The organism is Rhizobium sp. 9140 (assembly GCF_900067135.1).
Lineage (GTDB): Bacteria > Pseudomonadota > Alphaproteobacteria > Rhizobiales > Rhizobiaceae > Ferranicluibacter.
In genome coordinates this window covers 158,311-180,049 of the sequence record NZ_FJUR01000006.1, presented here as the reverse complement: position 1 = coordinate 180,049, position 21,739 = coordinate 158,311, and the positions used below count along the sequence as shown (strand labels likewise).

The window sequence follows — 21,739 nt, the reverse complement described above, 5'->3', positions numbered from 1 at the left end:
TCGCGCCACTAATCGGCTTTTGACATTGTTTGTAGCGGGGTGGGTTCAAGGATGAAGTGCGACTTGCGAATGATACCAATGGGTTGTCACTCCGCCCGGGGCTGATCAGCGTCACAAGAGCCTATTTGCGCTTCGTTCGCCTCCACTCAACTGTGGATCTGACCGGAACGGGTGAGCTGGGATTAAATCTCGCCCAGCACGTGGTGCATGTCCTCGATCTCGGTCAGGCGATGCCGGCCAGCATCGCCGCGTAGCCGCAACACTTCGTCGGCCATGATGTGGCACAGCAGCAGTACGGCCGCATGGTTGTCGAGGGCGAGGGGCTGTGCGTCACGCAACGCAGCAGCCATGTCGGCTGCAGGGGCTCGCGGTAGTGCTGGTCGACGATCAATAACGAACGGGCTCTCAGTTGCGGCAGCAGGGCCAGCGTTGCACGGATCAGCGGCACCAGCCGGCGGATGGCGAAGACGACCACGACATCACGTTCAGTCAGGCTGGACAGAGACTCGGCGATCGTCTCCCCGTCGCTCGGCAACAGCACGGTGTTGAGGCACACTAAGCTGATCTGCCACCGCAGATATTTCGCGAGGAAATGGCCGTTGCGCACGCCGACGAAGACGATCTTCTCGGCGCTTGCAATGCCCTGCGTCGCCGCAGCCAAAGCCGTCGGGTCGAGACCGCTAAAGGTCTCGGCGATGTTCTGCTGTCCGAAATGCACATGGCGGGCGATCTGGCCGACCGTGTCGGTCGGTCCCTTCTCCAACAGGTAGTTCGGAGCACCTTCGCTACGCAGGTCGCGTGCGTGCCGCTTCATGTCCTCATAACTGCGGAAACCAAGCTTCTGGACAAAGCGGCTGACCGCAGCGTTAGAAATGCCGGCCATCTTGGCTAGTTCCACCGCAGTGTAGCTGGCGATTTCGCCCGGAAACGACAGAATCACGTCGGCTAGTTGCCGATCTGCTGGCGATAAGCTGCCAGCCCGCTCGTGAATGAGAAGGGAAAGCGGCTTTCGCTGGTTAGAACTCATGGTCGTTTTCCTCCCAGCCTATCGTTATAAAAAATACTTTACAATTTTATGTCCGTATGGAAACATCTTTTCAAGAACGTTTTTCAAGCAGGGGAATAGCCTACACGCATCATATGGTGCGCCGAGAGATGGGTGGAAGCCAGCCGGTCACTGCGGGTTCATCCGCAGACCGAGCCGTGTCCTCGCCCTATCCGCGTTGCCGACCGATGATTCCGTCCTCCACCGAGAGGGCGTGGAAACTCCCGAGCAATTCCATCCAAACCATAAGGGGAACTTGATGTTGGACATGCAGAAACACTTTGCCGCCGCGGCGGCTGCCGCAGTGCTGATGGTAGTTGGACCGGCCGCTGCGCAGGACTATCCCAAGACCAATCTGACGGTTCAAGGTGGATGGGCGACTGCCGGCATCTATCAGGAAATCGAAGTACCGTTCTGGACCGAGCGCCTGCCGACGCTGACCGGCGGCAACGTCACCGCATCGATCACCAGCCTCAACGAAAAGGGCCTGAAGGGGCCGGAAGTGTTCCGCCTGATGCGCATGGGCGTGATCGATTTCGGCACGTCCGCACTCGGCTACGTCGCCGGCGACGACCCGCAGAACGAGGGCCCGGACCTGGCCGGCATCGCGCTGGACATCGAGGGCGCGCGCAAGATTACCAACGCCTACAAGCCAACCCTGTCGAAGCTCTATGAAGAGAAATACGGCATCAAGCTGCTGATGATCTATCCGGCCGAGGCCCAGGTGTTCTGGTGCCGCACGCCTGTCGCCGGCCTCGCTGACCTGAAGGGCAAGAAGGTCCGGACCGGCAACCGCACCGTCGCCGACTTCGTCGAAGCGGCGGGTGCGTCACCGTTACCATGCCGTTCGGCGAAGTGGTGACGTCGCTGCAGCTTGCGTGATCGACTGCGCCGTCACTGGCACGTTCTCCGGGAACAGCGCCGGTTGGCATGAGGGTGACGACTCACCTCTATCCGCTGACCGTCGGCTGGAGCCCGTTCATGTACGCGGTAAACACCAATGCCTGGAACAAGCTCGACCCGTCGATCCAGACGGCTGCTGACGGCCGAGTTCGTCAAGCTGGAGGACGATATCTGGGCGGCCGCGGACAAGCGGACGACCGAGGGCCTCACCTGCGCCACCGGCGGCGATTGCACCTTCGGCAAGAAGGGCGCGATGACCCTAGTGCCGCTGCCGAGGGCGACGCGGCGGAGCGTTCGCGCCTCGTCAGCGAGGTCGTACTGCCGCGCTTTGGCGAGCGCTGCGGCGCCGACTGCCTGACCGACTGGAACGCGTCGGTCGGCACGGTGATTGGCATTAAGGCTGGCCAGTAAGGCTTGCGAAGCAATCAGCAAAGGCGCCGCGCCGCCTTCGCCCCTTCCCTCAATCACGGATCATTCCATGCTCACGCTGCTCCGGTCGGTTTCCCGCTGGTCTGTCTGGATCTCAGGTGGCTGCTTCTGCTGTCCGCCCTGCTTGTCGGGTTAGAAGTGCTGATGCGCAGCCTGTTCCAGCATTCCTTCGGCGGCGTTGACGAGATTTCATCCTACATCTTCGCGATCGGCGTGGCTTGGTCGCTCGCCTTCACGCTGCTACACCGCGCGCATATCCGCATCGACTTAGTCTATGCGAAGCTGTCGTCCAGCAAGCGGGCCGCGCTGGACATCCTGGCTCTGGCAGGTCTCATCGCCGTTACCACTCTGCTGTTCCAGCAGGCCTTAATGACCACGTCGACTTCCTTCGAACTTGGTTCCCGGTCCAACACGCCGCTCGGCGTCACGCTCTGGATACCGCAATCAATCTGGACGGCCGGCCTCGGCTTCTTCCTGCTCGTCCAGGCCTATCTGCTGGCCCGGATATTCTACCTGTTCCTCACGAGCCAGCACAGGCAGGTCGCCGCGCTCTCCGGGATCAAGACAATCGACGAAGAGATCGACGACGAGATCCGCACCTGAGTCCTGAACCGGACGCCTGGAGTCAACAATGATCGCATTCGCTTTCGTGGGCCTGATGGTCCTCGTTTTCCTCGCCATTCCGGTGGCGGCAGTGATGGGCTTGCTCGGCCTGTCGCTCAATTTCATCTTCACCGACATCCCGCTCTGGCGGGCGCTGGGCGAGATCAGCTGGGGGGCATTTACCGAATACACGCTGCTGGCGGTCCCGCTCTACATCCTGCTGGGCGAACTCTTTCTGCGCACCGGCATTGCAGAAGAGATGTACACCGCGCTCAGCAAATGGGTGTCGTGGCTGCCGGGCGGCCTGATGCACGCCAATGTCGCGTCCTGCACCATGTTCTCGGCGACGTCCGGTTCAAGCGTCGCCACTGCGGCGACGATCGGTACGCTTGCGATCCCGCAGCAGAGGAAATACGGGTATGATGAGAAACTATTCCTCGGCTCGATCGCGGCCGGTGGGACGCTCGGCATCCTAATCCCGCCGTCGATCAACATGATCATCTACGGCGTGCTGACCAACTCCTCGATCCCACAGCTGTACATGGCGGCGATCGTGCCGGGCCTGATCATGGCTGCGATGTTCGCCGGACGATCGTGATCCGCAGCCTCCTTTCCAGAGACAAGGAAGTCCGCATCACCGCGACATGGGCTGAGCGCTTTGCGTCGCTGAAACACCTTGTGCCGCCGCTCATCATCTGTTTCGTCATTATCGGATCGATCTATGCTGGCATCGCGACGCCAACCGAGTCGGCAGCGCTGGGCGTTCTCGCCGTGCTGGTCCTCGCAGCGACGCGACGCAAACTGCAACCTGCTGTCCTGCTGAGCGCCTTCGAAAACACCATGCGCACGACTGGCATGATCATGTTGATCATCGTGTTCGCCTACTTCCTCAATTTCGTTCTGTCCGGCGTCGGACTTTCGAGCTCCATCACTGCGTTCATGTCCGATCTCGGACTGTCGCCGATGTGGACCCTGTTCGCCGTCATCGTCTTCTACGTCATCCTCGGCTGCTTCATGGAGACGCTGTCGATGATGATCGCGACGATCCCGATCATCGCGCCGATCGTCTTCGCGGCCGGCTTCGACCCGATCTGGTATGGCGTCGTGATGATGATCCTAGTCGAACTGGCGATGATCACGCCGCCGATCGGCATCAACCTCTACGTCGTCCAGGGTATCCGGCCGACGGGTGGCATTGGCGACGTAATCGTCGGAACGCTGCCCTTCGTCCTGGCGATGTTCGTGATGCTTGCGCTGCTGATCGTCTTCCCGAGCATGACCAGCGTCTTCCTCTGAAACCCTAAGGAATCACACCGCATGTCTGACAGCTTTCTAATGACCGCGGCTGGCGACATCGTCATCCGTCATCCCCTCTTCGGCGAAGACGCGGTTAACTCCGACGGCTTCACGCGGCTGATGGCCGATATGGCGAAAGGAGATCTGGTGTGGGGATCGTGCGAGGTGCAGTTCTCGACGCGCGGCTTCAGAACGGACTCGACCATCGCCTATCTCGTGCCGCCCCAGGTCGGGCGCGATCTCTGCAAGGCCGGGTTCAATGTGATGACGGTTGCGACCAACCACACATGGGACTACGGGCCGGATGCATTTCTCGACACGCTCGACAATCTGCGGGAGGGTGGCGTCGAGCCGGTCGGCGGCGGACGCACCCCCGAAGACGCTTGGCGGCCATTCGTGCGCGATGTTAACGGGATCAAGGTCGGCATCTTGGCGGCCTCGTGCTTGGTGCCGCCCTACTACGCCGTGCTACCCGACCGTCCCGGCATTGCGGCCGTCCGCGTCCGCCAGCTCGCCGCGCTCGATCCGATCGGCATGATGATCGAGCCCGGCGCGCCGATCAAGATGGAAAGCTATGCGGAGCCGGAAGACGTCGAGTTGCTCGTCCAGGCGATTCGCCGGCTGAAGGCCGAGACGGACGTGACCATCGTCAGCATGCACTGGGGTTATGGCAGGGGCACGCCACTGGCGACCTACCAGCGGCCGCTTGCCCACCAGATCATCGAGGCTGGGGCCGACATGATCCTCGGCAATCACGGCCACAGCCCGACCGCGATCGAGATAATCGACGGCAAGCCCGTCATCTACAGTCTTGGCAACAACGTGGCACAGCAGGATCGCATCAACGCGACGCCGAGGCAGCTGGAAATCTTCGAGGACATAGATCCCTGGTCCGTTGTCGCGGAGCTCGAGATCGGACGCGACGGCGTGCGCGCCATCACCCTCATTCCGACCGAGTGCCAGTCTGACGGCCTCCCGGTGATGGTCGGGGGGACACCTGCCGGCCAGATGATCCTCGAACGCGTCGCTAAGCTGTCGGAGCGCTACGGGACCGCCGTCGAGATCGTTGACGGCAAGGCAGTCATCCGCCCGTGACAGTGACCGTAACCGCAGGCGACCGGTCGACCCGTCGTGACAATTCCATCAGGATCCTTGGTGACCTCGTCGGCTTCAATACAGTCAGCGACCGGTCCAACCTGGACCTCGTCGACTACGTCGAGTCCTGTCTTCACGCCCACGGGGCACACACATGGCGTCTGCCCTCGGAGGACGGGCTAAAGGCGAACCTTGTCGCGCGACTCGGGCCGGATGTGGATGGCGGTCTGATCCTGTCAGGTCATTCGGATGTGGTGCCGGTCGATGGGCAGGCATGGTCGACGTCGCCCTTCGAATTGACTCGTGTCGACGACCGCCTTTTCGGGCGCGGCTCGGCCGACATGAAGGGTTTCGTCGCCTGCGTGCTCGCCTGTCTGCCGGAGATCGCAGCACGCGATCTGCGCAAGCCGATTTACCTCGCTCTCTCCTATGACGAGGAACTGGGCTGCCTGGGCGTTCATGACATCATCAGCGATCTTAATCGCCGCGCGATACGACCGGATCTCTGCATCGTCGGCGAGCCAACGATGATGGACGTCGGGCTGGCGCACAAGGGCAACCGCACTTTCCGGCTGACCTTCACCGGGCAGGCTGCGCATTCAAGCCGGGCGCCGACGGCGGTGAACGCGGTCGCCTATGCCGCGGAGCTGGTGACCTCCGTCACTGCGGCACAAGCGGAAATAGCCCGCCGGGGGCCGTTCATGCAGGGCTTCGACATCGAATATACCACCGTCCATGTCGGGGTGATGACTGGCGGCCGGCAGGTCAACATCGTTCCTGACCGATGCGTGGTCGACATGGAATTCCGCTTCCTCCCCGGGGTGGACCCGGCGGCCCTGACGGAGAACCTCGTCATGGCGGAGGTTCGTCGCCTCGACCGGGCCATGGCGAAGCGCAAACCTGGCTGCGGGGTCGCCGTCGAGCCGGCATATGCTTATCCGGCATTCAACATGGCTACCGACCATCCTGCCGTGACGATTGTCAAGCGGTGCGCAGGCCGCAACAGCGACGTGAAGTTGTCCTACGGCACGGAGGCGGGCTGCTTCCGCGAGGCCATGGAGATGCCGGTTATCGTCTGCGGGCCCGGAGACATCCGCCAGGCGCACCAGCCAGACGAATTCATTGCTGTCGACCAACTGGACGCATGCGGGGACTTCCTGATCGACCTGGTTACTGTGATTTGTTGAAACCAACCGATGTCGTCCTTGTTGCTGCAAGTCAGCTTTCTGGCAGATCGGCAGTATTGGAACATGCCTGCGGGAACCGCACAAGTGCGAGGTCTCAAAACGTCGCTGGTGGTGTGGGCAGTCGAGCAGGCTGTTGAAGAAGTCTTTTTTCGGCCTTGAGGACGGCCTCGTTGTCGCTTCGCACTTCTGTGGTTGCCGCCCGTTTGGCAAGAAGTTTCTGACCTTCTTTGACGTGTGATCGAGTGCGGTCTTCTGTCAGGCCTTTCGTTGCGGCGCTTGCAAAGGCCGCGGGCCGGTATGGTGATCTGCGGGGCGGGTCCAAAATCTTAATCCCGAGCTTCCAGGCTCAAAGTGCCAAACTGGTTTTTCCCGTTCCCGATCGGTTCGATCATGCGCCCATTCAGGTCGCTGACTTCTCACACCTCTTTGCGAGTCCCGGCTATCTGCAACAACCGCCGTAGCGATTTGGCGGTCAACACCGGCGGCTGGCGTAGCGGCGTGTTGCGCAGGATCAAAGCGATTAGGATCTCGCTGATCGTTGGCAGCCCAGCGGCTTAGGTGAACTTGTCGCGTGGCACTTAATCGGGTTCTTCCTCACTTTGTGTGGTTCATTCGCCGTTAGCGAGGTTTTGGCTATGGGCGGGCATGCGAACGAAATCGAAATGGTCGCCCGGTCCAGGGGTCAAAGTACTGGGTGTCGCGCTCACCGTTGATCACGGTTGGGTTGTTTCCGCAGCTGGATCCAAGATCGGAGTATGCCCCGATTGTGGATGTCGAAGCCGAAGTCGGCATGGCTGGTCCTGCCGCAGCCTCCAGGATCTGCCAGTCCAGGGCAAGCCCGTGACAGTGAAGCTCCTGCTGAGCCGCTGGCGATGTGCACATGGGGAAAGCGCACGACGAACGTGAGAGCGGCGGTGCAAAATTAGACCACGGTAGCGGCGGGATTGTCCCGCTTCGGGCGGCGTAAAAGTCGGCCACCTATTTCTCTTCTGCAATGAGCGCAGGAGGGCCTGGGGATCTATACCGTGGAATTATATCTGAAGGTTCGACTGGCTTGCTCGGAAGGCATGAGCCGGCGTCAGGCTGCAAAGCATTTCAACATATCGCGCGACAGCGTTTCCAAGATGCTGTCCTATTCGACGCCACCTGGCTATCAGCGACAATCACCGATCCGGCGGCCCAAGCTGGATGCGTTTGTCTCGACGATCGATCACTGGCTGGACGAAGACAGACAAGTGCCGCGCAAGCAGCGCCATACGGCCAAGCGGGTGTTTGACCGGCTTCGAGACGAATGCGGGTTCACTGGCGGCTATACGATCATCAAGGATTACATGCGCGAGCGGGATCAGCGCCGCCAGGAAGTGTTCGTGCCGCTGTCGCATCCGCCCGGCCATGCGCAGGCCGATTTCGGTGAGGCGATGGTGGTCATCGGCGGTGTCGAGCAGAAGGCGCATTTCTTCGTGCTCGACCTTCCGCACAGCGACGGCTGCTACGTGCGGGCCTATCCGGCGGCAGTGGCCGAGGCCTGGGTCGATGGCCATGTCCATGCGTTCGCTTTCTTCGGCGCCGTGCCGCAATCGATCGTCTACGACAACGACCGTTGCCTGGTGGCGAAGATTTTGCCTGACGGCACCCGCAAGCGCGCGACGTTGTTCAGCGGCTTCCTGTCCCACTACCTTATCCGGGATCGCTATGGCCGTCCCGGCAAGGGCAACGACAAGGGGAACGTCGAGGGTCTCGTCGGCTATGCCCGGCGCAACTTCATGGTACCGATCCCGCAGTTTGCGACATGGGAGGCGTTCAACACCTTTCTGGAGGAGCAGTGCCGGAAGCGCCAGCGCGACAGGCTGCGCGGCGAGAGCGAGACGATCGGCGAGCGCTTGCGGCGCGATCTGGCTGCCATGCGCGCCTTGCCAGCCTCGCCATTTGATGCCTGCGACCAGGCAAGTGCCAAGGTGACGGCGCAGTCGCTGGTGCGCTACAAGACCAACGACTATTCCGTCCCGGTCGCCTATGGCCATCAGGATGTGTGGGTGCGCGGCTATGTCAACGAAGTGGTCATTGGTGGCCGTGGCGAGATCATCGCCCGCCATCCTCGGTGCTGGGAACGGGAAGACGTCGTCTTCGATCCTGTCCATTACCTGCCGCTGATCGAGCAGAAGATCAATTCGCTGGATCAGGCAGCGCCCCTCCAGGGCTGGGACTTGCCGCAAGAGTTCGCTACGCTGCGCCGGTTGATGGAAGGCCGCATGGCCAAACACGGCCGGCGTGAGTACGTGCAGGTCCTCCGCCTGCTGGAGAGCTTCGAACTCGCCGATCTGCATGCGGCGGTGAAGCAGGCGATCCAGCTTGGCGCCATTGGCTTTGACGCCGTCAAGCATCTGATCCTGTGCCGGGTGGAACGCCGGCCGCCCAGACTGGACCTGTCCATCTACCCGTATTTGCCGAGGGCGACGGTCGAGACGACATCGGCGAAGGCGTATATGCGTCTCCTGTCGTCGGATGCGGGAGAAGTCGCATGAACACCCAAGCACCCGAGATCCTTCTCACCCATTATCTCAAAACCCTGAAGCTGCCGAGTTTCCAGCGCGAGTACCAGAAGCTGGCCCGGCTGTGCGCCACCGAAGGCGTCGATCATGTCGGATACCTCACCCGGCTTGCCGAGCGGGAGATGATCGAACGGGACCGTCGCAAGGTCGAGCGTCGCATCAAGGCGGCCAGGTTCCCGGTCGTCAAAAGCCTCGACAGTTTCGACTTCGCCGCCATCCCAAAGCTGAACAGGATGCAGGTGCTGGAACTGGCGCGCTGCGAATGGATCGAGCGCAGGGAGAACGTTATCGCTCTCGGCCCCAGCGGCACGGGCAAGACCCATGTGGCGCTCGGCCTCGGCCTGGCCGCCTGCCAGAAGGGCCTGTCCGTTGGGTTCACGACAGCGGCCGCACTGGTCAGCGAGATGATGGAGGCGCGCGACGAGCGGCGTCTCATCCGGTTCCAGAAGCAGATGGCCGCCTACCAGCTGTTGATCATCGATGAACTGGGCTTCGTGCCGCTGTCAAAGACCGGCGCGGAATTGCTGTTCGAGCTGATCTCGCAACGATACGAGCGAGGCGCGACCCTGATCACCAGCAACCTTCCTTTTGACGAATGGACGGAAACCTTGGGGTCCGAGCGCCTGACCGGCGCTTTGCTCGACCGCATCACCCATCACGTCAGCATCCTCGAGATGAACGGCGACAGCTATCGTCTCGCCCAAAGCCGCGCCCGAAAGGCCGGCTGACGCCCTTCGAAAATCGCAACGCGCGCATGAGACCCCCGCTCGGGCCTAAGCCCTCCCGGCGGTCTCATGCGCGCGCCACAAGTGGCCGACTTTTGCGCCGCCGCGTGGCAGGATTTTACTCCGCCGTTGACAACTAGCCAATTAGAGAATCGGTTGCACTGACGATTCTAACCCAACTCGCCGATCTGCGAGCCGGACTTTTGAGCAGGGCAGGAAATCCTTCGGTAACGCGCACTATCGGCGTCACGTGGTGGCGATGTAGAGTGCAGCACTCACCGCCTCTCGTAATTCATCTGCGCGACGGCGACCTAAGCGGCGGGAAACCGGCAGTAAAGGCTGAACCGGTCACCATTCGCGATCTCTCAAGTCACTGCATAGCAAGCCGTCCGCTTGGCGTATTGCCTAATGGCGATTTCGGTTTAGCCGTCTATAAATCTAGGGCCACTTATACACTTCAGTCCGGCCGATGATCCGTTTGTGAAGAATGCGCAATACCATTTTCTGGCGCCTTGTTCAGTCTTCGCAATACTCTTTCAAAACTCCATTTAGGAAACGCTTAAAAGAATCAGGCTCTACGTACTTATAGTTTTTTCCCATCAGGTTCTTAACTGTCTCAAGACGCTCTGCGTCTGAATGAAAATTCAATGGAAAGCCATCCTTGAACTCTGTCCTAAGAAGATTGTACAGGAACCGCCTTTTTCCCTTAGGTTCCTTGTCGATGTGAACTTTCCACCGACGAACTTCACGCAAGTTGACGCGTTCTTCTATCATTCCAGAGTGCTTGGGAAAACATCGTCTGACCTCGCGCGAAAGGAAGGTGATATTCTGAAACTTCGGATGGCCCTCCTCATCGCTCAAGATCGTGCGGCCGGCGCCATCTTGAGAGAAGGTCAAGAACTGCCATTCTTCAGGTTTTATCAGCTTGGTTAGCCCATGTTCGATATCTTTGCCATGGGCCTTCAATGTCGTTCCGTCTATGAGGACTTCTCGCAGCTTCTTGAACCATCGCATATCGCTGTAGTCGAAAGGGCGACCGGTAAAATCGAAACCCGGCGTGAACAGGCTAGTTTGTCCAAAAACGATCAAGTCGTGCCCCTTTTGGCGGCGCGTCGCAAATGGAGGTTCGCCTGGCCCCGCGGGAACGGTCCGTTCAAAAGAAACCCAAAGGGACTTACCTTTATAAAACTCTTCGCTGTGGCGGAGCACCACGTTGAAGTCTTTTTTCACTATCCATGCAGCGACCATCTCCGGTGACCATAGCGCGACCACTGGGCTGGTATCTGGTGAGACGAACTTCACTTCAAGCCGCCCATAGAATTTATCAGCAGCTTCTTTCTCGGCCTGCTCGGGAGAAAGCTCTCCTGATCGTGCCCGCTCGATCAATTCCTCGCGGCGCTGCTTTATGAATTCCTGCACATCCTCAATAGGAAGCCCGTCCTCATCATACCAAACGGACGTTGGCATATTCCTCATTCTCGAAAAATCAAACGTCATCTGCATGGTCTCCAAAATCGAGAACATTCTGGACAACGCAGCCTAATAACCTCTGAACGGCCATCCTTAGCAAACACTAACCCGATGTTTTACAAGGCCTCTTGCTACCGCGGCGGTCGGCCGCCCCCAAACTGCGCAATCCATCCTGAAGAACCCATCGTCTAAAGAATCCCAACTTTTCCCAGTCTGCCTCTGATTCCCACCCCCCCTTATTTTCTATCTAGCACCCGTGGTTCAAGAACGGGGTCAATGATGACGGTGCAGATTAACGTACGAGATGTGGTTACACAGGAGAAGGAGCAGCAGGGTTACGCTGTGCGCCCAAACCTGGGTCTGACCGAGGCCGGTCGCAATGCTAAAGGCGTAGCAGGCGCGTGTTGCCCTATTCCCATCGACGAGCAACCATCGCTGGCCGCGAACGATTTGTGCGACATTCGTAACGGAAGAGCCGAATTCATTCTTCCGGAGATTGAAGACGGCAGCGTTGACCTCGTCATCACCAGCCCGCCTTACAATATCGGCAAAGAATACGAGAACGCGCTCTCTTTGGCAGCTTACCTTGAATGGATGGGTGCCATCCTTCGCGAATGCCACCGCATTCTCGCAGCAAATGGCGCGATGTGCTGGCAGCTCGGAAATTATGTAAGCGCCGGTGAGGTGATTCCGCTGGATCTTTACTTCATTCCAATGCTTCGCGCGCTTGGCATGAAAGTGCGCAATCGCGTGATCTGGACGTTCGGACACGGTCTGCACTGCTCGCATCGTCTTTCCGGGCGATATGAGACTGTCATTTGGGCAACGAAATCGGACAGCTATCGGTTTGATCTGGACGCGATCCGGGTGCCGCAGAAGTATCCTGGAAAACGTCATTTCAAGGGCCCGAAAAAAGGTCAGTTGAGCGGAAACCCGCTCGGAAAGAACCCGGGCGACGTTTGGGACATCCCGAACGTCAAACACAACCATCCGGAAAAAACCGCCCACCCGTGCCAGTTCCCGGAGGCACTTGTCGAGCGGTTAGTTCGTGCTCTCACGGCGCCAGGCGACCTCGTGATCGATCCGTTTGCCGGAGCTGGCACAGTCGGTGTTGTCTGCAACCGAAACGGTCGCCGCTCGATCCTGATCGAGAAGGAAAGTGCCTATGCCCAAATCGCAAGGCAGCGTCTCGAAGTATCGCTGACACGGCGGTCAATGCGCGTGGCCAACCCGCCCTGACCCGCCGGGCATGATCCGTCAGGATCGAGCCACCCCAAGCTTGTGCACATCAACACCACTCAGAACGGCATCACACTGCTGAAGGAGAAACTATGCCTGCAAACTCGAACGACAACACATCGGAAATGTCCGCAGGGGACATTTCTGAACTCAAACTGAAGCTCTACTGTTTGCCAGGTGGCACGCAGGACTTCATCACAAAATACGAGCCTTACGAATACTGCTACAGCCTTCACGGCTGGCTGCTCGAAGTCTCTGCGCTTGATGGGTTTAAACTGGTGAACAGCGGCAGCCGTCGAAGCGAGCACGCGACTTATATCGCGCTGCCTTTGTCGAGCAACCTCGGAAATCTGCTGGGAGCAATGCATGTCTGCTCGGCACCGACAGCTTTGCTCTTCAGCCTCCGCGAAATTCCAGACTTTGATCCCGATGCGCCACGATGGAAATCGACTGTTGATTTCCACGTCGCTGAGTTCGTCGACACGATCGCAAACGGTGCTGCAGACCATGTTCTCGAATGGCTTCGCAGCTGCTGGGATCAGGTGACTGCCTCGGGTCATGGCGACCAGGCCGTAAGCACCGCTGACGGCCCAGAGCAAACGAGCCTCACCAGCCAGTCAAGATCCCGGAAGGACAACGTATGATGATCACCTACGACGTTTACTCGCGCGCCCTGTCGGCTCACAGCGACCCTGGATCATCCCAGGATTTCTTTCGCCATCAGAGTAATTTCGAGAGCGACATCGCTGTTGGTGCCGCGCTCGTCATCACGCCGGCAAGCGCGCTGCATGTGCGGATCGGGCCGACCGACCCGGATTCGATCGCGATCAGAATTCCGGCCGGAACGACAGTAACCGATCTGGCAATTGCCATGTGGTTTTACCCTTTGCCGGCCCTAATGCTGCAAATCCTGCGGCTCGCGCGCGCCCGCGATATCGGGTTGAACGATCAGGAACAGGAACTCGTCCAGGTCTGCGAAAGAGCTTTCCTGGACTGTCTGGTCCGCCGGGACTGGGTCAAACGGCTGGCAGAGCACATCCTGGCTTCTCCCGCCTGGCGCGCGCGCCGCTCTGAGGGCGGGCCGCCAAACTAGGTTCTGTCAGCGGGCAGGCGGCAACGAAGATATGCCACCTGCCCCGCGCGCCACCATTCCAACCGCAATGCTTCATTGTGACGCCATCGACCGCGATGGCGCCAGGAGGAAGCATCGTCCCGATGTTTCCGCATCTGCAGCACCAAAGGAGGTCACTATGCAGACTGAACAGAATACCAAGCCGGAGAAGGGGAAGGGGCCGGCGTGGTTCGTCGCCCCCGAGGAGCACCGGCCGCGACTCGCGGTGGTGAGCGGCTTTTTCGCCAGCCTCAGTCGCCGCGACACTGCGACTGCCCTTGAGGCAGGCCGCCATCTCGCCAATGCCCAGGAGGTCCTGCCGGGGAAGTCTTTCGGCAAGTGGGTGAAGCAGGAATGCGGGCTGACCACTCGTCAGGCGTGGAACTACACCGTCTGCGTTCGGATGTACACGGCCGAACAGCAGGAACGGCTGATCGAGCTCGCGGTCAAGCCGACGGTCATGGCGACGCTGGCGACCGCGGAAGCCGAGAAGATCGTCGTGCTGCTCGACCGCATGGAAGCCGGCGAGCGGTTCACGGTGGGTAAGCTCAAGAATGAGATCCGTGGAGAAGCGCCGGTGAAGTCGCCTGCCAATCCCGGCGGCGCCGCGGGTCTCCTGCGTGCGGCTCAGGCAAAGTTCCGGGCCGAGACGGAGGCCTTCAACAAGATCGTCAGGATTGTGCTGAAGGCGGTAGAGAAGATCGCGGCCGACATCGACAAGGGCAAGTCCGTGCCCAAGACCCGGCTTGCAGATGCGGTCGAGCGACACTGCCAGAAGGCCGGTGCGCTTCTGAGCTCGGTCGTCGAGCCGGTTCAGGCGGTGGCGACGACCCCTGCGGAATGGGAGCAGGTCAGGCGGATCATCTCCCGCCTCGGTGACTCTCCGCGCTGGCCGTCCAAGGGTGAATTCCCGGCATGGGTCACCGAGCAGGTTCTGCCGGCGCTTCGCTTCGTGGTTCACGGTACGCCGACGGCTGCCGCGGAAACGGAAGCTGATGTCGCTGGCAGCGATGGGGAAGGGGAGGGCGAAACCCTTGGCGACGACGCGCTCGATGCACTCTCCACTGTCGTCGAAGCAGCCCCCTCGCGTCGCCTTCACCTTGTCGCACCGCCGTCGCTCGTTCCGGGCGATGCGGTCGAACTGGTGATCGCTGACGAAGCCACGATCGACTGATCTCACACCGTCATTCCTGCCGGCGTCCGCGCCGGCAGGAGCACTAATCACAGTTTCAGGCACGCCAATGAAAGACCGTGCCGGACAAAAAGGAGGATCCGAATGGGCCTGGCTATGTTTGCAATCAAAACACCGAAGCAGATCCGCAAGTCTGTAGACTTTAAAGACAGACAGGGAGAGTACTTTCACGTTTGGCACAAGCATCCCGATCTGCACACGTGGATCGAGGAGCTTTACCTGGAAAAGGGTGGAGCGCACCTGTTCAACAAGGTGAATGTGCGTCTGACGCTCGACGACCTCGATCGTCTGGAACGGGCAATCGAGGAAAAGCTGCTGCCGAAGACGGTCATTTTCACGTTCGGAATCAGCGACGGTTCCGAGATGGAGGACGACCTGGAATTCGTTGCCAAGGCCCGAACCGCGATCCACGAAGGCTATAGCGTCTACTGTCAGTCGAACTGGTAGCACGTGACGCGCGGCGGGCTTGCGCCTCGGCCGCTCTTTCTGTCGGGACGGCGCCATGACATGAGCGCGACGCGCCATCCCGACTTTCGATCTCCGAAACAGTGACAAAAGGACGGAACGGACATGCCGATCGATCTCAACGATGTACACCCTTCCCACGAAACCTCCATCGCACAGACGATCGAAAAATCGTCGGCGCCGGCAATCATCGAACTGCCGGTGTTGACGACTGGGCTGACCGGGCAGGCGCGCAAGCCGGAAGTGCTTTTGGGCATGCAGCCGGTCGTGCTCGACGCGGAGGAATTCAGCGTGGAAGAGGCCCCGACTGTTATCACGGGTTATGAGTTGGACGTTGCGCGGTCCCCCGACGGACGGTTCTTCAAGCGGCTTTGCGACCGGCCGGACCGAGCAGCGTTCGATCTGTCCGAACGAGGTCGAGATCGCCTTCTCACGGCACTCGGGTTCTACGATCGTCGCGATAATCTTTTGCGCGCGAATGGGAGAGACTGGTTTAACGCGCTGACAACTCCATCGTCGATTTTTGGTGCAATCAGGCTTCTCGACCTGAACGAGGTACCGATCCGCCAACGCGATGACGACCTGATCGAAACGCAGGTAAAGGCGTTCGACAAGCTCGTTGCATCGGCCGCGTTGATTGGCGATGGCCTTTACATCCGGTGCGATGAGCCGCACCTCATCGTCGGAATCCATTGGTATAGCGGGCCAAGTGCTAACCTCTCGACAGACCTCAGCAACGGCTTGAATAGACTATCTCGTGGACAGTTCTCCGCGGTATTCCCGGTGACAACGCAGCCGGATGTCATCCGTGACAAGCTGCGCCCGTTCATCAAGCAGGAGAAAGGCGAGCTCAGCATTGTCCGCATGACGATCCATCAGGCAGAGGTCTTCTCACATGCTCTCCCTCTTGAAAACGCGGCACTCATGGCGCGGGTCGCGACTGTTGCGTTTCGCGACGCGATGAGCATCGACACCTGCTATTCGCTCCCCCGGCTTCGCAACGCAGGTTACAGCTCTATCGAACTCCTGGACGAGATCCAGACGGCGCTTGGCGGCTATCTGGCCGACAAAACGGCGGCCGCACCGCTCGTAAACGCCGTCAACGATCTGCTTGATCTTCCGGATGATGCTGCGGTCTGGGCACTCCTGCGACGAGACGAGGCCATGGCGCATACTGTCGAGTTCGTTAGGGAGCAGCTTGAAGCGATGGAGATCAGCCTCGAACTGTTTCCGTCTCCGGGTGACGGTCCCTATAGTCTCGCTTAGGTCACTCACCACGATGGCCTATGCAACCGCACTTCCTTTTTCGCTTCGCAGGTGAAGGGAAGAGCGGCATCACGGCAGCTCAGGTCTGTCAGCCTGTCTGGGGCACCCTCGAGCTTGGGAATAATATACTGACGGCAACGGGCAAACCGGTCTGGGATAACCGCTGGCCGGGCTCCTGCATAGTCACCCGCGTCGCCCGTTAACCATGCCGGAGCTCTTTGTTCCGGATGCGTTCCAGGCCCTTGCCGGGATGCCGTCTCCGGGCTATGTCAAAAGGGTCGGCAGGAAAAACGTGCTCCTGCAGTCACTTAGGCGGTCTTCGCCGGTGCTGGTAACACCGACGAAGACCTGACCCGCAACCTTGTTCGCGAAGGAATTGGGCTATGTCGACCCTTATCCGCTTCGCTTCCGCATCGGAAGCATTTTTCCAAAACTCTCCTGTTGATACTGCCGTCGCCGTGATGGCTGCGTCCACGCATCTCCCGATGCCTGCACTGCCGTCCATGGTCACGTTGCGCCCGACGCGCTGACCGAAACATCGTCTTCGACCATGGCTGTTCCAGTCGATCGCCGGATCTCCGGCTGATCGCAATGCGGAAATTATTTCCGCTTTGGCTGGCGCGTGCCCCGGTCCAAGCGATGTCTGAACGACACTGTATCCCAGGAGATATTTCCATGAAGACTTCGTCTACCACCACGCCTGACGGCGCCCCGCATGCCGGCTACACGCACCGTGTCGATGCGGATACGCTCGATCCCCGCTTCAACGCCCTCGTCGCCGAGATTACAGCGGCCTTGTCTACCGAGGTACTCACCGGGGCTTTCGACGCCGGCGTCGACAGTCTCGCGTCGATCCTGCGCGCCATCCCGATCCATGAAGGGAGGCTGCTCGAGCGGGGCATCGGCCTGATCGCCGAGACCAATCCCGATCTCGTCGTCCTCACCGACAATCTGCGTCTGCCGGTAACCGCGGCCGCGATGCAGCTCGTCGAGAAGAACGCGTCGCATCTCTATCGCACGCTAACGCTCGATGCCGATGCGGGCGGCCGCAAATCCTACACCCCGGACATGCTGCTCCTCAATCGTCGCACCAAGATCGCCCATGTGGTCGACGTCAAGCGCAGCCTGTCGTCCTACGAAGCCTCGCGTATCGCCGAGCTCAAGAACCGCATGCTGGCCTCGGCGCTGATCGTGCCGGACCTGCTCTACCGCGAGCACCGTCGCCTGGTCGCCGAGGAAGTCCGTGTCGTCATCGTCAATGCGGAAAGCCAGCGCAGCGATATCGACGGCGGCATCTGGCCGCTCGGCCATCTCGACCATCTCCTCGAGATCTCCGGGGCAGGGGAGGCTATGATCCGCCTGCGCCAGCTGTTTCGTGAGCGGATCGAGGCAAACTGGGCGGCTGCACGGGTCTGCGTCACGGCGAGGGTAAACGACGAACCTGTTTCGGACGAGACTGTCACCGGCGTCTCCATGGAACACCTCTCGGAAGGGACGGCCCCGAACGGCATGCCCGCCGCAAATGACACCGATGGGAGAGGGCACTCCCTGCCCGTGCCGCGGATCGGCTTTGCCCGCGTTCCCGCGCGCACGGGCTGACAGCCAAGTCAGATCGCAGCCAACTCTTCATTCCGGATTTGTTGCCGCCACCCGCACGCGGCCAGAAAGGACGTGTCCATGACGACGCCTGTCTCCAACATTATTGCCTTCCCCGTCCGCCGCGTCTCTGCTGGCGATGTGGCTGCTCTTCCTCTCGCCAATGGGGTCGAGGTGTCTGCAACAACCAGTTCCCCGCCAGCGGTTGTCTCGATGTGGAATGGCAGCGCCTACGATGCTACCGAGGAAGAGTGGCTCAATGCCGCGACGCTGGTTCGCGCCGCGATCCGCCATGCCCGCCGTAAGGGTGTGGCGCTCGCAAGCCTGCCGCCGGCGCTTCGCCACATGCTGTTGCAGCAATGCGATCGCGGCCAGCCGGCCTGCCTGATGGTGCGCGACTGGTTGACCGGCAATCGCCCGTTCCTCGCCATCCCCGGTATCGAGGAGGAGGCACAATGATGCGCACGCCCCCGGAAACCGTCGAGGCGCGGCTGATGCGCTATTTTTTACGCCGCATCCGTCGCCTCGCCATGCTCGACCTGTTCGTTAGTGCCCACAAGGCCGATGTGCTGGAGGTCAACCATATCGACGGTCACCGGCGGCATGGGACGTCCTGGCGCGCATCGCCGACCGTGATCGCGGCAATGACCGGCGACCCTGTCCGTGATCGCAGCACCATCGGCCGCCTGCTCAAGTCGTCCGTTGCTGTTTCGACCAGCGTCGATCCGGCCGACCGCCACGCCAGCTTCGACTTCACGCCGCCCCCGGCAAAGTCGTCGAAGACCAAGCGCCAGGTCACGGCGGCGGCGGGCGAGGGGGTGTTCACGGATCGCGATATCTCTGCCGCGACCGCGGGACTGCTGCCGATCATCCAACGGTTCGTACCACGCCCGGACGTTACGCGTGTCGCCGTGTCGCTTCTCGTCGCGCGCGCCGCTCAAGACAGCCTGCCGGATCTGGAGGCGCTCAGGGCGGCTCTTGTCCATCCCCGTCCGATCGTCCTGATCAAGGCGCCGGTCGGCGGTTTCGAGCAACGCTTCTGCCATGCGATGGAAGACGGGCTGATCGCTCCGTTCTGGGTAAGCATGGTCGATTTCCTCAACAGCATCGCCTGGCTCGACCGTTACGACGAAATGCGCAAGGGTGTGTTTCGCCGGAAATTGATGCTTGGATCAGGGAGGGCCATCGCCGGGACGAGGGAAAGCCAGATCCGTCGTCGCCTCGGCAAGGCGCTCGCGGAAAACACCGTGCCGCTGGTCATCGCCGACGAACTGCCCACGGCTCTCACCCGCAGCATCGTCGATGCCGCCGATCTGGTTCTCGAATGCAATGGTTTTGACAATGCCATGCTGGCCGAGCTGCTGTTCCATTCTCTCGGTCTGCCGGTCTCGGAAACGATCAGCAGGATCGAAGCTGCCGATCTCGACCTGTCGCACCTGCATCTGGACGATCTGTCCATGGCCATCCGACCGAGCCGCAGCCTCGATCTCATTCTGGAGACGCTTCGAGCGTTGCTGCAGCCATTCGAGGACGTCGATGGCGAAAGAAGCGGCGGCACAGACAGCACGGCGAAGAGCGGGAAGGGCGGGAGTAGCAAGCCCGCGTCGTCGCCGGCGGTCGATATAGTTCAGCCGGAGCCCTGCATCGACAGTGAAGTCCCCACGCCCAATCCCGATGCGGCAAGTGCGCCGGCAGGTCATGTCGCGAGGGCGCTTCGCATCGAGACACTCACGGGTTACGGCGCGGCGACCGGCTGGGCGCGTGATCTGCAGCTCGATCTCGCCGTCTGGCGGGAAGGGGCGATCGGCTGGAGCGATATGAGCACGAAACTTCTGCTGTCGGGGCCGCCGGGCACCGGCAAGACGACTTTTGCGCGTGCGCTCTGCAACTCCCTTGGCATCCCGCTGGTGATCAGCTCGGTGACATCATGGTTGGAGCCCGGCTATCTCGGTGATGTGCTGCAGCGGATGTCGGCCGCCTTCACCGCCGCCCGCGAGCATGCGCCCTGCATCCTTCTGATCGACGAGATCGATGGCATCGGCAGTCGCAGCGGTAGTGACAGCAGGAAGCAATATGATGACTACTGGACATCTCTGATCAATCGACTACTCGAATTGCTGGACGGCGCACTCAAGTCCGAAGGCGTCATTGTCGTCGCGGCCACCAACCATCCGGACCGGATCGATCCGGCGCTGCTGCGCTCCGGACGGCTGGAGAAACATGTCCCGATTCCGCGTCCCGACATCGCGGCGCTGACGGGCATCCTGGCTCATCACCTCGGCAACGATCTGGCAGGTGTCATTACGACGGCTCCGGTTGAACAAAAAGCAAGGCGTATGCGGCCTCGTGCGGCGAGGGACGGCGCATCCCTCAAGGTGCGGCAGCCCAATTCCTCCACAGACCGGAAAGGACCTGCTCATGACTGATGCGACACCCTCGAACACACAATCGCTGCGCCCGCTCGCCTTGCTGGCGCTCGGCCGAACCGGCGCCGATATCGAACGGCTGGTGCGCGAGGCACGGCAGGTTGCGCGGCGGCAGAGGCGTGCCGTCACCTGGGCGGATATCGAGCATGCCCTGCACGGGGACCGCAAGCCGATGTCGGAGGCGCTGCTCTGGCGCATCTGCATTCACGAGGCCGGACATGCGATCGCCTGGACCGTGTTCGACGTTGGCGACGTTATCTCGGTGATGATCGGCGGCGACGAGCTCGGTCAGGTGATGACGCAGTCTCGCCACGATATTCCACAGACGGAAGACTGGTTGATGAAGACGCTGGCCTGTCTGCTGGCCGGCCGTGCCGCAGAATTGATCGTCTTTGGTGATGTCGTCGCGGGGGCAGGGGGCGGCGGCGAGAGCGATCTGGCCAAGGCGACGGCGCTCGCACTTGCCGCCGAGACGACCCTCGGCTTCTCCGAAGACCGGCCACTGCTCTATCGCAATCCGACCGGAAATCTCGATCTTCTCAGTCTCGATCGGGAACTGTCGGCACAGGTGAACGAGCGGCTGATGACGGCCGAAGCGATGGCGCGAACGCTGCTGGAACCCCGGCGCACGGAGTTGACCGAAATCGCGCGGCGGCTGAAGGGCAGGGGTATCATTGAGGGGACCGATGTTCTCGATGTCCTCGGCGTCGACGCACGGTGCCCGGAAAATGCTGGTGGAACGGCGCCGTGAAAGCGCTTCAGAACTCCGGGAGGCCGATTCCAGGTTCAGAAACTTCGATTCCGTATGCGGCTCGATCGATTCAGGGTCCCCTGTAACCGATTCCGATGTCGACATTTTCGATTCCAGTCTCGGGGAAATCGATTCCAAATTCTGGATCGGCGATTCCTGATATCGTGCGCAGCCGCGGGCATGGCTTCAGCCAACCTAGAAAATGAAACTCCGACCGCCCGAGCGATCAGGCGTTGAACGGCGTCAGGATCGACAGGTGAGCACGTCCGGAGCCACGGCGGTCGGCAACCGTCAACCGGCGTGGGGATGACAGGCACATCATCTCGACGTCTTTAACGTCGAGATGATGTGGGACAGCTTGCCAATACATTGACCCAAGGTTTCCATACCT

At 60.6% G+C, this 21,739-nt stretch carries 23 protein-coding genes and 2 pseudogenes; 21 read left to right on the top strand and 4 right to left on the bottom strand.

Annotation, left to right across the window (positions count from 1 at the left end):
* Positions 1-223 precede the first annotated feature (223 nt).
* Positions 224-1,027, bottom strand: a complete 804-nt coding sequence (locus tag GA0004734_RS25725; protein WP_092938908.1) for a MurR/RpiR family transcriptional regulator — start codon at positions 1,025-1,027, stop codon at positions 224-226.
* Positions 1,028-1,259: 232 nt separating this feature from the next.
* Between GA0004734_RS25725 and GA0004734_RS25720 the strand changes: the two genes are divergently transcribed.
* The 10 genes and pseudogenes from GA0004734_RS25720 (at position 1,260) to istB (ending at position 9,835) form a co-directional block, all read left to right on the top strand.
* Complete coding sequence (locus GA0004734_RS25720; RefSeq protein ID WP_175386707.1) at positions 1,260-1,907, top strand: hypothetical protein; 648 nt, start codon at positions 1,260-1,262, stop codon at positions 1,905-1,907.
* A gap of 119 nt (positions 1,908-2,026) precedes the next feature.
* Positions 2,027-2,359, top strand: a complete 333-nt coding sequence (locus tag GA0004734_RS25715) for a hypothetical protein (RefSeq protein WP_139056359.1) — start codon at positions 2,027-2,029, stop codon at positions 2,357-2,359.
* Between the two features lie 3 nt (positions 2,360-2,362).
* Complete coding sequence (locus tag GA0004734_RS25710; RefSeq protein ID WP_280949533.1) at positions 2,363-2,980, top strand: TRAP transporter small permease subunit; 618 nt, start codon at positions 2,363-2,365, stop codon at positions 2,978-2,980.
* 28 nt (positions 2,981-3,008) lie between these two features.
* Positions 3,009-3,578: a TRAP transporter large permease subunit gene (locus GA0004734_RS26855; RefSeq protein ID WP_348626134.1), complete on the top strand. Its 570-nt coding sequence runs from the start codon at positions 3,009-3,011 to the stop codon at positions 3,576-3,578.
* The gene (locus GA0004734_RS26850; RefSeq protein WP_348626133.1) at positions 3,575-4,276 is read left to right on the top strand and encodes a TRAP transporter large permease subunit; all 702 of its coding nucleotides are present in this window, start codon (positions 3,575-3,577) and stop codon (positions 4,274-4,276) included. The genes GA0004734_RS26855 and GA0004734_RS26850 overlap by 4 nt, the downstream gene beginning before the upstream one ends.
* A 21-nt stretch (positions 4,277-4,297) precedes the next feature.
* A complete protein-coding gene (locus GA0004734_RS25700) occupies positions 4,298-5,371 on the top strand; it encodes a CapA family protein (protein WP_092938900.1) in 1,074 nt (357 codons plus the stop codon).
* Positions 5,368-6,558 (top strand): acetylornithine deacetylase, encoded by a 1,191-nt coding sequence (gene argE / locus GA0004734_RS25695; RefSeq protein WP_245292659.1) that lies wholly within the window; start codon positions 5,368-5,370, stop codon positions 6,556-6,558. The genes GA0004734_RS25700 and argE overlap by 4 nt, the downstream gene beginning before the upstream one ends.
* A 645-nt stretch (positions 6,559-7,203) precedes the next feature.
* Positions 7,204-7,461 (top strand): annotated as a pseudogene (locus GA0004734_RS25690) (transposase family protein); the annotation flags it as partial.
* Between the two features lie 122 nt (positions 7,462-7,583).
* Positions 7,584-9,080, top strand: coding sequence for an IS21 family transposase (gene istA / locus GA0004734_RS25685; protein ID WP_139056207.1), 1,497 nt, complete (start codon positions 7,584-7,586; stop codon positions 9,078-9,080).
* Positions 9,077-9,835, top strand: a complete 759-nt coding sequence (gene istB / locus GA0004734_RS25680) for an IS21-like element helper ATPase IstB (RefSeq protein ID WP_092930036.1) — start codon at positions 9,077-9,079, stop codon at positions 9,833-9,835. The genes istA and istB overlap by 4 nt, the downstream gene beginning before the upstream one ends.
* A 246-nt stretch (positions 9,836-10,081) precedes the next feature.
* Here the strand turns inward: istB and GA0004734_RS26655 are convergent.
* Together GA0004734_RS26655 and GA0004734_RS25675 are read right to left on the bottom strand one after the other, a co-directional pair.
* Positions 10,082-10,248, bottom strand: a pseudogene (locus GA0004734_RS26655) (IS5/IS1182 family transposase); the annotation flags it as partial.
* Positions 10,249-10,348: 100 nt separating this feature from the next.
* Positions 10,349-11,335, bottom strand: a complete 987-nt coding sequence (locus tag GA0004734_RS25675) for a hypothetical protein (RefSeq protein WP_139056358.1) — start codon at positions 11,333-11,335, stop codon at positions 10,349-10,351.
* Positions 11,336-11,578: 243 nt separating this feature from the next.
* On the opposite strand from GA0004734_RS25675, the gene GA0004734_RS25670 reads away from it, so the two are divergent.
* From GA0004734_RS25670 to GA0004734_RS25625, 11 genes are all read left to right on the top strand, one after another.
* Positions 11,579-12,541 (top strand): DNA-methyltransferase, encoded by a 963-nt coding sequence (locus GA0004734_RS25670; RefSeq protein WP_245292658.1) that lies wholly within the window; start codon positions 11,579-11,581, stop codon positions 12,539-12,541.
* A 92-nt stretch (positions 12,542-12,633) separates the two neighbouring features.
* Entirely contained in the window at positions 12,634-13,185 is a 552-nt protein-coding gene (locus GA0004734_RS25665; RefSeq protein ID WP_092938892.1) for a hypothetical protein, read from the top strand.
* On the top strand, positions 13,182-13,634 hold the full coding sequence (locus GA0004734_RS25660; protein WP_092938890.1) for a hypothetical protein: 453 nt from the start codon (positions 13,182-13,184) through the stop codon (positions 13,632-13,634). The genes GA0004734_RS25665 and GA0004734_RS25660 overlap by 4 nt, the downstream gene beginning before the upstream one ends.
* A 157-nt stretch (positions 13,635-13,791) precedes the next feature.
* Positions 13,792-14,826, top strand: a complete 1,035-nt coding sequence (locus tag GA0004734_RS25655; RefSeq protein ID WP_092938888.1) for a hypothetical protein — start codon at positions 13,792-13,794, stop codon at positions 14,824-14,826.
* A 102-nt stretch (positions 14,827-14,928) separates the two neighbouring features.
* A complete protein-coding gene (locus GA0004734_RS25650) occupies positions 14,929-15,291 on the top strand; it encodes a hypothetical protein (protein WP_092938886.1) in 363 nt (120 codons plus the stop codon).
* 123 nt (positions 15,292-15,414) lie between these two features.
* Entirely contained in the window at positions 15,415-16,575 is a 1,161-nt protein-coding gene (locus tag GA0004734_RS25645; RefSeq protein ID WP_092938884.1) for a hypothetical protein, read from the top strand.
* A gap of 383 nt (positions 16,576-16,958) precedes the next feature.
* Positions 16,959-17,105: a hypothetical protein gene (locus tag GA0004734_RS26265; protein ID WP_175386706.1), complete on the top strand. Its 147-nt coding sequence runs from the start codon at positions 16,959-16,961 to the stop codon at positions 17,103-17,105.
* Between the two features lie 145 nt (positions 17,106-17,250).
* Positions 17,251-18,174: a hypothetical protein gene (locus GA0004734_RS25640; RefSeq protein ID WP_092938882.1), complete on the top strand. Its 924-nt coding sequence runs from the start codon at positions 17,251-17,253 to the stop codon at positions 18,172-18,174.
* Positions 18,175-18,252: 78 nt separating this feature from the next.
* A complete protein-coding gene (locus tag GA0004734_RS25635) occupies positions 18,253-18,630 on the top strand; it encodes a hypothetical protein (protein WP_092938880.1) in 378 nt (125 codons plus the stop codon).
* Entirely contained in the window at positions 18,627-20,597 is a 1,971-nt protein-coding gene (locus GA0004734_RS25630; protein WP_175386704.1) for an AAA family ATPase, read from the top strand. The genes GA0004734_RS25635 and GA0004734_RS25630 overlap by 4 nt, the downstream gene beginning before the upstream one ends.
* Complete coding sequence (locus GA0004734_RS25625) at positions 20,590-21,348, top strand: hypothetical protein (protein ID WP_092938876.1); 759 nt, start codon at positions 20,590-20,592, stop codon at positions 21,346-21,348. The genes GA0004734_RS25630 and GA0004734_RS25625 overlap by 8 nt, the downstream gene beginning before the upstream one ends.
* Before the next feature lie 226 nt (positions 21,349-21,574).
* On the opposite strand, the gene GA0004734_RS26260 is transcribed toward GA0004734_RS25625, so the two are convergent.
* The gene (locus GA0004734_RS26260) at positions 21,575-21,718 is read right to left on the bottom strand and encodes a hypothetical protein (protein WP_175386702.1); all 144 of its coding nucleotides are present in this window, start codon (positions 21,716-21,718) and stop codon (positions 21,575-21,577) included.
* Between the last annotated feature and the right edge of the window lie 21 nt (positions 21,719-21,739).

What these genes read in the sequence shown, in the direction of transcription:
- GA0004734_RS25725 (WP_092938908.1), bottom strand. Translation starts at nt 1,027, where the DNA reads ATGAGTTCTAACCAGCGAAAGCCGCTTTCCCTTCTCATTCACGAGCGG.
- GA0004734_RS25715 (WP_139056359.1), top strand. Translation starts at nt 2,027, where the DNA reads ATGTACGCGGTAAACACCAATGCCTGGAACAAGCTCGACCCGTCGATC.
- GA0004734_RS26855 (WP_348626134.1), top strand. Translation starts at nt 3,009, where the DNA reads ATGATCGCATTCGCTTTCGTGGGCCTGATGGTCCTCGTTTTCCTCGCC.
- GA0004734_RS25700 (WP_092938900.1), top strand. Translation starts at nt 4,298, where the DNA reads ATGTCTGACAGCTTTCTAATGACCGCGGCTGGCGACATCGTCATCCGT.
- istB (WP_092930036.1), top strand. Translation starts at nt 9,077, where the DNA reads ATGAACACCCAAGCACCCGAGATCCTTCTCACCCATTATCTCAAAACC.
- GA0004734_RS25675 (WP_139056358.1), bottom strand. Translation starts at nt 11,335, where the DNA reads ATGCAGATGACGTTTGATTTTTCGAGAATGAGGAATATGCCAACGTCC.
- GA0004734_RS25670 (WP_245292658.1), top strand. Translation starts at nt 11,579, where the DNA reads ATGATGACGGTGCAGATTAACGTACGAGATGTGGTTACACAGGAGAAG.
- GA0004734_RS25665 (WP_092938892.1), top strand. Translation starts at nt 12,634, where the DNA reads ATGCCTGCAAACTCGAACGACAACACATCGGAAATGTCCGCAGGGGAC.
- GA0004734_RS25660 (WP_092938890.1), top strand. Translation starts at nt 13,182, where the DNA reads ATGATGATCACCTACGACGTTTACTCGCGCGCCCTGTCGGCTCACAGC.
- GA0004734_RS25655 (WP_092938888.1), top strand. Translation starts at nt 13,792, where the DNA reads ATGCAGACTGAACAGAATACCAAGCCGGAGAAGGGGAAGGGGCCGGCG.
- GA0004734_RS25650 (WP_092938886.1), top strand. Translation starts at nt 14,929, where the DNA reads ATGGGCCTGGCTATGTTTGCAATCAAAACACCGAAGCAGATCCGCAAG.
- GA0004734_RS25645 (WP_092938884.1), top strand. Translation starts at nt 15,415, where the DNA reads ATGCCGATCGATCTCAACGATGTACACCCTTCCCACGAAACCTCCATC.
- GA0004734_RS26265 (WP_175386706.1), top strand. Translation starts at nt 16,959, where the DNA reads ATGTCGACCCTTATCCGCTTCGCTTCCGCATCGGAAGCATTTTTCCAA.
- GA0004734_RS25640 (WP_092938882.1), top strand. Translation starts at nt 17,251, where the DNA reads ATGAAGACTTCGTCTACCACCACGCCTGACGGCGCCCCGCATGCCGGC.
- GA0004734_RS25635 (WP_092938880.1), top strand. Translation starts at nt 18,253, where the DNA reads ATGACGACGCCTGTCTCCAACATTATTGCCTTCCCCGTCCGCCGCGTC.
- GA0004734_RS25630 (WP_175386704.1), top strand. Translation starts at nt 18,627, where the DNA reads ATGATGCGCACGCCCCCGGAAACCGTCGAGGCGCGGCTGATGCGCTAT.
- GA0004734_RS25625 (WP_092938876.1), top strand. Translation starts at nt 20,590, where the DNA reads ATGACTGATGCGACACCCTCGAACACACAATCGCTGCGCCCGCTCGCC.
- GA0004734_RS26260 (WP_175386702.1), bottom strand. Translation starts at nt 21,718, where the DNA reads ATGTATTGGCAAGCTGTCCCACATCATCTCGACGTTAAAGACGTCGAG.